Consider the following 11,480-nt stretch of genomic DNA (forward strand, 5'->3'; position numbering starts at 1 on the left):
CATAAATCTGTTACCGTTAACTTAGTAAGTTCCTTTACCGACATGGGTGTATCCTCCTTCCCTTTAAGGGTTAATGATTTGGACAATGGAGAATACACCCTGTCTCTTTTTTACTTCAAGAATTTACACAGAAGATTTTACACTACCTATGCAACGGCAATTTAGAGCCGTTGACAAAATATCGTGGAAGTTATAAATTTAAGCGGTTTGAAATGACCGACTCCATGAAGAAAAAATTAATCATCTTACTGAGCGCCCTCTTTTTAATTGGGATTTTTGGGAATGCCTCTGCCCAGCCTGAAGATGAGGCGATAAGGCTTAACAAGGAGGGAGTAACCGCACATCAGGAGGGTAGATACGAGGACGCACTCAAATATTTTGCAGAAAGCCTCAAGATATATAAAAAACTCGATAGCACCCATGATACAGCTATAACCCTTATTGATATCGGTCTGGTATATAAATCCCTTGGCAGATATGAAGATGCCCTCAAATACTATGAGGAAGCTTTGAAAGTATTCGAGGAATTAAAACCCTGTAAGCATGCTGCTCAAAACCTTGATGAGATAGCTATAGTTTACTCTATACTCGGTAGATATGACGAGGCTCTTAAATATTCTGAGGAGGCTTTGAAAATGAAAAGGGGATTTAAGACCCCGGAGGAGCAGAGCATAGCCCAGAGCCTTTATAATATCGGCTGGATTTATGGTGGTAGCGGTAGATATGAAGAAGCCTTTAAATATTATAACGAGGCTTTAACTATAAGGAAAGGCTTAAATATCCCGAGGGACTTAGCCCAGAGTCTTACTGGTACTGGATGGAGCTTATATCGAACAGGTAAACCGAATGAAGCACTCAAGCATCTTGAGGAAGCCCTTAGTATATACCGGCAATTGAACATACCCCAAGAAACAGCCCTGACCATCAATAATATCGGTGTGGTCTATAAATCTCTCAAGAGGTATGACGAAGCCCTTAAATACCACACCGAGGCTTTAAAAATAAGAAAAGAGTTAAATATCTCATCAGATTTAACACAGAGTCTTAACAATATTGCTCAGACTTATAAATCTCTCGGCAGACACGATGATGCCCTTAGTGCTTACAAGGAGGCTTTAGATATATTCAGAAAGCTGAACATCCCTAACGATATAGCCGCAGCCCTTTACCGCACTGGTGCAATTTATGAGTCCCTCGGTAAATACCACGAGGCACTTAAATATTATGAAGAGTCGTTAGATGTAGTTAAAAAACTGAATATGCCTCAAGATGAAGCCGCTGGACTTAACGATATCGGGCTGATTTACTATGAACTTGGCCAATACGATAAGGCTCTTAAATATTATGAGGAGGCTTTAAAGATAAATAGAAAATTGGATACACCCATTGGCATAGCTACAGAACTTGACAATATCGGCTGGGTTTATCTGGCTCTTAAAGATTACAAAAAAGCAGAAGAGCTATTTAAAGAAAAAGAAGAAGAGGAGGCAAGGGCAGGTTATGGATGGACAGGGAATCCAAGTTTGGTAGAGGTCTATCTTGCTACTGGAAAATATAAAGAGGCACTGGAGTTGCTTGAAAAGATGGAGCTGACATGGTTTTCAGGTTCGCCCTATCGGATTCAATATCACACTCAGAAAGGGTATGCCTTAAAAGGCATAGGTCAGCTCAGGGATGCCTCGGAGGAGTTTCTTAGTGCAGTCTCTATTGTGGAGGAGATGAGAAAGAATGTCCAAGGGGAAAAAATAGGATTTCTGTCTGCAGGCTCTGCTCAGGGAAGGGCACAGGCATATAGAGGACTTTTAGCTACTCTTTCGGAAAGGGCTCTAAGTGGCGAAAAGAATGATAAGATATTTAGCCCTTACGGCAAAGACCTCGAATCCATCGCATTTTATTTCTCGGAGTCGGTAAAGGCGAGGGTTCTTCTTGAGGCAATGGCTCAATCTGCAAGAGAGGCAGGGCATATCGAATTACCCCAGCAATTATGGGAAAAAGAGCAATCCCTCATACAGCAGATTTCAGCTATAGATTCGCAATGGACTGCTGAATATAAGAAAGGTGAAGAGGCACTTGGAAGGCTTAAAGGGATAAGGGAGAAACTTTCTGCCGAGCTTAATGAGCTTATAAGTGAGTTGAGAAAAAGTTATCCTACATACGCAAGCCTTTATTATCCAAAGCCCATTTTAGCCGAGAGGTTATCACTTAAGGATAACGAGGTCTTACTTGAGTATGCGATTGGTGTCGATAGAGTGTATTTATTCATGGTGATAAAGGAAGGTGTAAAGAAAGTTGTGAAGCTCCCTCTGTCAAAGGAAGCCCTCGAGGAAAAGATAAAGGCGTTCATGGAGCCTCTGAATACAAAGCAGTATGAGAGGTTTTCTGTAGAAGAGGCAGAAGAGCTTTATGAATTGTTGCTTGCAGAGGTGTTAAAGGAGGTAAAGCAGGGCGAAAAAATCATTATCGTTCCGGATGGGGTATTAGGCTTGCTCCCATTTGAGGCATTAGTGATAGAGAAAGGCAAAGGTATAAAAGACAGTCTTTATGTAGGTGACAGATATGTCTTAAGTTATTATCAATCGGCTACTGTGCTTTCATTTCAGAGGTCTCTTAAAAGCAGTAAGTTAGAAAAGCCACTTTTTGCACTGGGTAACCCTGTATATAGCAAAGATGACCCTCGATACATTGCATGGAAAAGTAAAAACAAAGAAGTCTTTGTTGCAGGTGTGAATAAATACTCATTTAGAGGGCTTGCAATAAAGCCCAAATGGGGGAAGACTTTAGAGTTGGACATAGGCAACGAGGTAGAGTTTCTGCCTTTACCTGAGATAGAGATTGAAGTGAAAGAGATAGCAAAGACAATTGGTGTCTCTCTTGAACCGCCTGATATACTGCTTTCTGTTAATGCAAACGAGACAGAGCTTGACAAAAGGCATTCCTTTCTATTAACATACGGTAACCGTTTGCCGAGTAGAAAGAAATGTCTGTTCTTATCTTAAAGAATATAAGTTCAGAGGGCCCCGGCTCGATAGGGGTCTTCTTAAGGGAAGACTCCATACCTTACAGGGTTGTTGAGTTCGGAGAAGGCGAAAGCCCTTCTTCCCTTGATGGGTTTGACACCCTCGTTATGCTTGGCGGGCCCATGGCTGTTTATGAGATGGATGAGCATTCGCATCTAATGGCAGGCTCAAGGCTTTTAAGGGAGGCTATAAACAGGGAAATGCGGGTTTTAGGCATATGTCTTGGTGCTCAGATGATAGCTCACTGCCTCGGAGCAATGGTCTATAAAGGTCATGCCCCTGAGCTCGGCTGGCTTCCCATAGAGCTTACTGGAGATGCTCTCAAAGACCCTTTGATGAGAAGGCTTGCCCAGCATCCAACTGTTGGGGATTTCTGGAGAAGGTTTAAGGTCTTTCACTGGCATGGTGATACATTCGAGCTACCAATAGGCTCGGTTAGGCTTGCAAGCTCAGGGCTTTATCCAAATCAGGCATTCAGGTATGGAAAAAATGTCTATGCCTTTCAGTTCCATATTGAAGTGACAAAGGAGATGTTGTATGATTGGTTTAAGGCTGAGCCTTCGTTTGATAAGTTGAAGGCAGAAACAGAAAATCTATATGACGAATACTCTCAAAGGGCGAGGAATTTCTATAAAGCATTTTTTTGTCAAAGCCTGAAAAGGGAGGTGATGCTTTTTAAAAAATAGCATGACTGTGCGGTAGTGTTTAGGAAAAATAAATTTAAGGAGGTTTTTAAAAAGCAAAGATGCAAAAGCCAAGGGATGTAAAGGATGTAATGGAGCTTGTAAAAAAGCACGATGTGAAGTTCGTAAGGCTATGGTTTTCAGACATTCACGGAATGCTCAAGAGTTTTGCCCTTCCAGTTGAGGAGCTTGATTATGCCTTCAAAGAGGGCATGGGCTTTGATGGCTCATCCATCAAGGGGTTTGCAAGGATAGATGAAAGTGATATGATAGCAAGGCCTGACCCGACAACATTCACCCTTTTACCATGGAGGCCTAAGGAGTCAGCTGTTGCAAAGATGTTTGCTGACATATATGAGCCTGATGGCTCACCTTATAAGGGTGACCCGCGGTATGTGCTTAAGAAAAATCTTGAGAAAGCAAAGCAGAAAGGCTACACGCTCTATCTTGGACCTGAGCTTGAATATTTTTATTTCAAAACAGATAAGGCTGTAGAGACACTTGATGAAGGAGGGTATTTTGACTACCCGCTCGATGCTGCAGAGGACCTACGCAGAGATACAATCTTAGCTCTCGAGGAGATGAGAATAAAAGTAGAATACTCACACCATGAGGTTGCACACTCACAGCATGAGATTGACCTCAGGTATCAAGATGCCCTCACAATGGCAGACACTGTTATGACACACAGAGTCGTTGTTAAAGAGATAGCAAAGAAATATGGAGTGTATGCCACATTCATGCCAAAGCCCATATTTGGTCAGAATGGCTCTGGAATGCACACGCACCAGTCTTTATTTAAAGGTCCAAAGAATGCATTCTTTGATGCAAAGGACAAGTATTTCCTGTCAGACATGGCAAAGAAGTATATCGCAGGTTTATTGACCCATATAAAGGAGATAACACTGGTTCTTAATCAGTGGGTTAATTCTTATAAGAGGCTTGTGCCAGGATATGAGGCACCGGTTTATCTATGCTGGGCAAGAAGAAACCGCTCTACCTTAGTAAGAGTGCCTCTTTATAAGCCTGGAAAAGAAAAGGCAACCCGTATTGAGCTTCGCTCTCCAGACCCTGCATGTAACCCGTATCTTGCCTTTGCATGTATGCTTGCTGCAGGGCTTAAAGGCATTGAAAAGGGATATAAACTCTCTCAGCCTGTTGAGCTTGATGTGTATCACCTTTCATCCGAGGAAAGGGCAAAGATGGGTATAGATGAGCTTCCAGGGTCTCTCATAGAAGCAATTGAGCATGCTGAAAAAAGCACTCTTTTAAAAGAGACATTGGGTGAGCACATATTCAATGAGCTTATAATGAGCAAGAAGATAGAGTGGGATAACTACCGCACAAAGGTCTTTCCATACGAGCTTGAGACATATCTTCCAATACTTTAAATGGCGTGGGGGAGATTTCATCTCCCCCACGAACCCCCTCTATAATGCTTTCAAAATCCCCTTTAGCTAAACTTTCTGAGTGCCTCTTTAAAAGGCAAAAGCTCGGAATAGCTATGAAGCACAGCCATTGCAACACTCTCAGTTAGTATGCCTTCCTCCTCGAGTGCGGCTATGGGGTTTAGCCCGCCCACTATTATCATGCCTGCCTTATCCATACCAACTGGCATCTCAAGGAGTGGCTGATTTGGGTTGCCGATAAGAAGGATTCCGCCTATGCCTTTGGCATTCATCATTTTTTCAATCTCTTTTGCCCTCTCGATGCTCACAACAGGAATCTCTCTGAAGCTCGCAAGAACCTTTCCTGAGTGCTGTTTTATAGCAGATATAACATCTGTCATCTTACTTTTTATAAAGACCACAATCGGGTCTAAGGATGTTCCTTCGTAGCTTATAAGCGAAAGGAACCTTGATGGCAGGGCATCCTTTATCTCAAGCACACCTCCAAACCTCGATGTAACAGGTATGCCTGCCTTAAGGAATATGCCGTTAATGGTTACAGAGCAAACCGTTCCAAGTCCTATTTTTCCTTCAGGCACAATGAGCTCACCAATTCTTCCTCCTTCTTTAACGAGTGTTATCCTGTCACTCATCACATACGGAGACTGAAAAACAGGCTTAAGAACCCTCATAGCATCCTTTAAGCTTTTTTCAGGAAAATAGGAGACATTCAGTATTATATCTCCCTCTTCTGTGTCAACATCAAAGGTCGTAAGATAAGAGAGTGTCTCTATCTTGCTTATTATAAAGCCAACCCTTTCGGACACCATTGAGCTTTTGAACTCCTCAAGCCCCCTTGAGGTAATCCTTCTTCCTTCTTTTCCGAATACCTTTGTAAGCCCTCTTTCATCCAGTATCTTAAGGTGGTATCTGACTGTTCTTTCCGTAAGTTCGATGCCATGCTGTTTTAGCTCTCTGGATATCTCCCTTGAGCCCAGGATTGTCTCCTGATGCTTCTCAAGCACCTTCAGTATTGAAAGCATCGTCTTTGTTAACATTATTTCCTCAGTTTGACAAAAATGTATGTTTAATTTTACATTATAATTATAACATATGGTAACCGATTACCGTATAGAAGTAAAAGGGTAAAAGTAATGTGTAGATTGATTGCCATAACATCCAGCGAGTATTTCTCGCCAATGGAAAACATCATTACCCTTGAGACCATGAAAGAGGGGCATGATGGCTCTGGCATGGGACTTATTCTTAAAGACCTTGGTGGAGAATTCAAGGAGTTTAGGGACTACCCTATACTTTCAGGCATATGCTCAAAAGATGGGTATAAGGCTTTTGAGGGACATATGAAAATGCTTGGGTTTCAGGAAAGGCACATGTGGTCTCCATCCATAAGGCAGGTAAAGGGAGTGGTAAGAAGAGACCATTACTTTGCAAAGGTCTATCAGTACCCGGAATCCTATCTCGATAAGACAACAAAGGAAAAGGAAGACCTTCTTCTTAAAACCCGTCTAACATTAAGAGGCATGGGCGAGGAGGATGAATCCATAGTGGTTTTTTCTTTTTATCCCGATGTTATAACCGTAAAGGAGGTTGGAGACCCTCTTACATTAGGTGAGTTCTTTGGTTTTGACAAATCTCCTCTTAAGGCAAGACTTATAATGGCTCAGGGAAGGCAGAATACGAATTATCAGATTAATCTTTATGCCTGCCATCCGTTTTTTATACAGGGCTACTCTACTATGACAAATGGCGAAAACACTGCATTTGTTCCAATAAGGGAGTTTCTAATGAGCAGGGGTTTTCCGGGCTATATAGGGTATCAGTCTGACAGCGAGGTCTTTACCCATATACTTCATTATACTGTTAGGCAGTTAGGCTATCCTCTTACATATTACAAAGACATTATAACACCCCTTAAAGATGCCGAGATTTCCCAAAGACCTGACAGAGATGCCCTCTTACTTCTCAGGGCATCCCTGAGGATGCTTACCATAGATGGGCCAAATGTTGTCATAGGCTTTACGCCTGATGGCACATGTTTTATGATTCAGGACTCAAAGAAACTGAGGCCAGGTGTTGTAGGAGGCATAAAAGGAAGATATGCACTTGTCTCGGAGGAATGCGGTCTTGACAGGGCAATACCTGAAAGGGACAGGACAAAGGACATATTTCCAATGAAATACGATATGGTTATTGTCTCGCCAGAGGCAGAAGAGGTGAAGGTATGGAGCCAGCAGGCATCTTAGAGCATAATCATCGACTTTCTTTAAGGGAGTTCCCTTACATCATCAGATGGTCTGATGAAAGGTGTAAAAGGTGCGGGATGTGCACTGCGGTCTGTCCTGTTAAGGCAATCGAGCCACAGGTCGAGCTGAGAAGGACTGTTCATTCCTCAGCCCCTTTGCCCGAGCCGGTTGAGACAAGAAAGGTCACATATATCGTAAAACAAGTCATCGATATAGAGAGATACTGCACAGGCTGTGGCACATGCACATTGGTATGTCCTAACGAGGCAATAGAGCCTGAATACAATCCTCAACACAAGTTTTATCATTTCAAGAACAAAGCTGGAGAGCCTTATAAAAGAGGAGGAAGGAGAAACGACCCATCTTTGTCAACCTTAGACAGGATTAAATTCACAAGAATCTCCATGCTTACAGACCCAGCATTAGATGCAGGAAGGCATGAGTTCAGAATCAGAACCCTTCTTGGAAGAATCCTTTCTCCAGAAGAACTTCCATTGAAAACACAAGACGGAAGGCTTATTGTGTCAAACGATACATTCATACCTCCTGTCAGGGAGATATATCCAATCATGATTGGCAGTATGTCTGTTGGTGCGCTTTCTCCGCCCATGTGGGAAGGGCTTGCAATGGGTGTGGCTTATCTTAATGAGGTAATGGGTATGCCTGTTGTCATGTGCTCAGGAGAAGGAGGGATGCCTCCTCGGCTTCTTAAATCCAGATACCTCAAGTATTTCATACTTCAGATAGCCTCGGGTTATTTTGGCTGGGATGAAATCATACATGCACTTCCTCATATGGTAGAAGACCCATGTGCAATCGAGATTAAGTATGGTCAGGGAGCAAAGCCAGGAGACGGAGGGCTTTTGATGTCCTATAAGGTCCTAAAGCTCATTGCGAGCATAAGGGGTGTGCCAATGTTTGTTGACCTTGCCTCGCCTCCAACGCATCAGACTAAGTATTCCATAGAGGAGTCGGTTGCAAAGATGATACAGTCTATGTCAATGGCATGGGGCTTTAGGGTTCCTGTGTTTCCAAAGATATCAGGCACAAAGACAGCAAGGGCAGTGCTCAATAATCTTGCAAGAAACCCTTATGCAGCTGCACTTTCGATAGATGGCGAAGACGGAGGCACTGGTGCCGCATACAATGTATCTTTAGATAAGATGGGTCATCCAATTGCCTCTAACATAAGGGAATGCTACATGGACCTCGTAAGACAGGGTAAACAAAACGAGCTTCCACTTATATCCGCAGGTGGTGTTGGTAAAAAGGGCAATCTTGCGGCAAACGCTGCGGCACTCATAATGTTAGGAGCATCGGGAGTTTCGGTAGGAAAATACATAATGCAGGCAACTGCCGAGTGCTTTGGAGACGAGTTAAATAGATGTAATCTCTGTAACACAGGCAGATGTCCAAGGGGAATAACTACACAAGACCCAAAGCTCTACAGAAGGCTCGACTCAGAGAAGGTTGCCGAAAGGCTTGTCGAGGTCTTTAGATCTGCTGACATAGAGCTAAGAAAAATCTTTGCACCAATGGGAAGAAGCACAGAGCTTCCAATAGGTATGTCGGATGGATTAAGCATAGATGATAAGGCAATGGCTGAAAGGCTTGAGATAAGCTATGCGTGCTAAAGAGATGAAACAACTTATCATAAAGGGAAACATAAACGGGAAAAGGGTTTCTTCCCGTATCCTCGAAGAAGAGATTCAGAGGGCAGTTAGAGAAGGCGAAAGGGACATCCTTGTTTATGCAGATGGTCAGCACGGCATAGGTGGAAGAATCTGGCCACTGAAAGAGACTGTGAGGATAACCGTCGAAGGACCTGTTGGGCAGAGGCTTGGCAGTATGGGGATGTTTGGCACAGAGATAGTTGTTCGTGGCGGAGCCTCGGACGATGTAGGCTGGATTAACTGCGGAGCTAAAATCACTGTGCTTGGAGATGTTACAAACGGCGCTCATAATGCCTCTGCACAGGGAGTGCTTTATGTGCAGGGAAGTGGCGGTGCAAGATGCGATACGATGACAAAGCATAATCCAAGATTCGACCCGCCTGAGTCATGGTATCTAAGAGATGTTGGCGATTCCTTTGCTGAGTTTAAGGCAGGAGGCATAGCAGTTGTCTGTGGAGTAAATCCAAGAAATCCGGAAAATATCTTAGGCTATCGTCCATGTGTCGGAATGGTAGGCGGAACTATCTATTTCAGGGGCAAGATAAAGGGCTTTAGCGAAAGGGATGTCAAGCAGGTTGACCTAACGCCTTCGGACTGGAAGTGGCTCAAAGAAAGAATCCCTCTTTTCCTTAAGGCAATAGACAGGGAATCCCATCTAAGGGAGCTTACAGGCCATATAGAGGACTGGAAAAAGCTTATTGCACACACGCCTTCTGAAAAAAAGGCATGGAAAAGGGTTAGTGTCCTGATGACGGATTTCAGAAAGACATGGGAGTCCGAGGTAGGGCAGGGCGGGCTGTTTGCAGAGTATATCACTCATGAGCAGAGCCTCCTTCCTTATATAACAACAGGTGTAGACAGGAGAAATAAACCAATTTGGCAAAACGAGAGGTATCTACCTCCGTGTGCATATGCATGTCCGACCCACATACCCTCTCATAAGAGGGCTGCACTTCTGAGGGCAGGAAAGCATAAGGAGGCATTAGAGCTTATCCTACAATATAGCCCTCTTCCTGCAACTGTCTGTGGACAGATATGCCCTAATCTCTGCATGCAGAGCTGTACAAGAGGAAGGCTCGATAGACCTCTTAATATAAAAGAATTAGGCAGTCTTTCACTTAAGATTCCTGCTCCTAAGCCGAAAAGAAAGACAGGGCATAAGATTGCAGTGATAGGAGGAGGACCTGCAGGGCTTTCCTCGGCATGGCAGTTGGCACTTAAAGGGCATTCGGTCTCTCTTTATGAGGCAGAGGATAAACTTGGCGGAAAGATAGAGCTTTGCATCCCACGGGAAAGGCTTCCGCATAAGGTGCTTCTTAAGGAGCTTTCGAGGTTTAATGAGGTTGGCGTAAAGGTGCATCTTGGGAAAAGAATCGCTCAGAAGGAGTTTGAAAAGATATATAAGGAACATGAGGCAGTCGTTATTGCATGCGGTGCTCATAGAGCAAGAAAACTTGAGTTTTCAGGCTCCGAGCATACTGTTTCTGCAATAGAGTTTCTTAAAGGCATTAACCTTGGCAAGCAGGCTACGCTTAAGGGAAAGGATATCGTCGTAATAGGTGCAGGCAATGTTGGAATGGATGTAGCGGCTCAGGCATTTAACTGTGGTGCAAGAACGGTTAAGGCAGTTGACATACAGAAGCCCCTCGCATTCGGAAAAGAGCTTGACTCTGCAAATTCAAAAGGCGTTGCGATCCTCTGGCCTAAGGTTGTAGAGAGGTATGACAAATTAGGAAAGAAGATTTATTTTAAGGATGGCACATCCCTTTCTACTGACCTCGTTATAGTTGCAATAGGAGAGACACCAGTAGTGGATTTCCTTCCGCCTCGAATCAACGCTCAAAAAGGCGGATGGATAACTGTGGATGAGCTTGGCAGGACATCTGACCCAAAGGTCTTTGCTATTGGAGATGCAACGAAGCCCGGGCTTGTGACACATGCCATTGGTCAGGGAAGAATAACTGCGGAGGTTATACATTCAGAGCTAATGCACTATGACTATATGCCAGAGGTCAAACAGGTCATACCATACGAGAGGATTAAGACAGAATACTACGATGTCTGTAGGGGACTGCAAAAGGGCGCATTCAAGCCAAAGAAAGAAGCTAATCTTTGCATGTCGTGTGCAACCTGTAGGGACTGCCATATGTGTGAGGTAACCTGCTACTCAGAAGCTATAAGCAGGGTTGAAAACAAAGATGGCAGTTGGCAGTATGTTGTTGACGATGAAAAATGCATAGGCTGTGGGTTCTGCGCAGGCATATGCCCATGTGGTGTGTGGGAGATGGTCGAAAATATTTAATCTCCGAATCCCAAAATTGCCAATAGAAATCTTTTCAGTCGTGATACAAAAATGTTAAATTAATCTATGAGCAGGATTTCTGTTTTAATCAGCAAACCTATCATCCACCTTCTCCTCATAGCCCTCATTGGTCTCCTTGCCTATTCAAACACA

Annotated in this window: 7 protein-coding genes; 6 read left to right on the plus strand and 1 reads right to left on the minus strand. The window is 43.6% G+C overall.

Annotated elements, in window-relative coordinates; translation table 11 throughout:
• Window positions 1–224 precede the first annotated feature (224 nt).
• From HY805_10625 to HY805_10635, 3 genes are read left to right on the plus strand one after another with little or no spacing between them, the layout of a single operon-like run.
• Window positions 225–2,996 (plus strand): tetratricopeptide repeat protein, encoded by a 2,772-nt coding sequence (locus HY805_10625; protein MBI4824663.1) that lies wholly within the window; start codon window positions 225–227, stop codon window positions 2,994–2,996.
• Complete coding sequence (locus HY805_10630) at window positions 2,978–3,703, plus strand: type 1 glutamine amidotransferase (GenBank protein MBI4824664.1); 726 nt, start codon at window positions 2,978–2,980, stop codon at window positions 3,701–3,703. Before HY805_10625 ends, HY805_10630 begins: the two co-directional genes overlap by 19 nt.
• 59 nt (window positions 3,704–3,762) lie before the next feature.
• Window positions 3,763–5,091 carry a glutamine synthetase gene (locus HY805_10635; protein ID MBI4824665.1) on the plus strand — a complete coding sequence of 443 codons (1,329 nt, stop codon included), beginning with the start codon at window positions 3,763–3,765 and terminating at the stop codon, window positions 5,089–5,091.
• Window positions 5,092–5,153: 62 nt separating this feature from the next.
• Here HY805_10635 and HY805_10640 read toward each other — a convergent pair whose 3' ends face one another.
• A complete protein-coding gene (locus HY805_10640; protein MBI4824666.1) occupies window positions 5,154–6,146 on the minus strand; it encodes a DUF128 domain-containing protein in 993 nt (330 codons plus the stop codon).
• 96 nt (window positions 6,147–6,242) lie between these two features.
• Between HY805_10640 and HY805_10645 the strand changes: the two genes are divergently transcribed.
• The 3 genes from HY805_10645 to HY805_10655 are packed head-to-tail and all read left to right on the plus strand — an operon-like array spanning window position 6,243 to window position 11,327.
• Window positions 6,243–7,352: a glutamate synthase gene (locus HY805_10645; GenBank protein ID MBI4824667.1), complete on the plus strand. Its 1,110-nt coding sequence runs from the start codon at window positions 6,243–6,245 to the stop codon at window positions 7,350–7,352.
• Window positions 7,331–8,986 carry a 4Fe-4S binding protein gene (locus HY805_10650; protein MBI4824668.1) on the plus strand — a complete coding sequence of 552 codons (1,656 nt, stop codon included), beginning with the start codon at window positions 7,331–7,333 and terminating at the stop codon, window positions 8,984–8,986. Before HY805_10645 ends, HY805_10650 begins: the two co-directional genes overlap by 22 nt.
• Window positions 8,976–11,327: an FAD-dependent oxidoreductase gene (locus HY805_10655; protein ID MBI4824669.1), complete on the plus strand. Its 2,352-nt coding sequence runs from the start codon at window positions 8,976–8,978 to the stop codon at window positions 11,325–11,327. The genes HY805_10650 and HY805_10655 overlap by 11 nt, the downstream gene beginning before the upstream one ends.
• Window positions 11,328–11,480: the final 153 nt, after the last annotated feature.

It is taken from the genome of Nitrospirota bacterium (assembly GCA_016207905.1).
Lineage (GTDB): Bacteria > Nitrospirota > Thermodesulfovibrionia > Thermodesulfovibrionales > JdFR-86 > JACQZC01.

What these genes read in the sequence shown, in the direction of transcription:
- HY805_10625 (MBI4824663.1), top strand. Translation starts at nt 225, where the DNA reads ATGAAGAAAAAATTAATCATCTTACTGAGCGCCCTCTTTTTAATTGGG.
- HY805_10630 (MBI4824664.1), top strand. Translation starts at nt 2,978, where the DNA reads ATGTCTGTTCTTATCTTAAAGAATATAAGTTCAGAGGGCCCCGGCTCG.
- HY805_10635 (MBI4824665.1), top strand. Translation starts at nt 3,763, where the DNA reads ATGCAAAAGCCAAGGGATGTAAAGGATGTAATGGAGCTTGTAAAAAAG.
- HY805_10640 (MBI4824666.1), bottom strand. Translation starts at nt 6,146, where the DNA reads ATGTTAACAAAGACGATGCTTTCAATACTGAAGGTGCTTGAGAAGCAT.
- HY805_10645 (MBI4824667.1), top strand. Translation starts at nt 6,243, where the DNA reads ATGTGTAGATTGATTGCCATAACATCCAGCGAGTATTTCTCGCCAATG.
- HY805_10650 (MBI4824668.1), top strand. Translation starts at nt 7,331, where the DNA reads ATGGAGCCAGCAGGCATCTTAGAGCATAATCATCGACTTTCTTTAAGG.
- HY805_10655 (MBI4824669.1), top strand. Translation starts at nt 8,976, where the DNA reads ATGCGTGCTAAAGAGATGAAACAACTTATCATAAAGGGAAACATAAAC.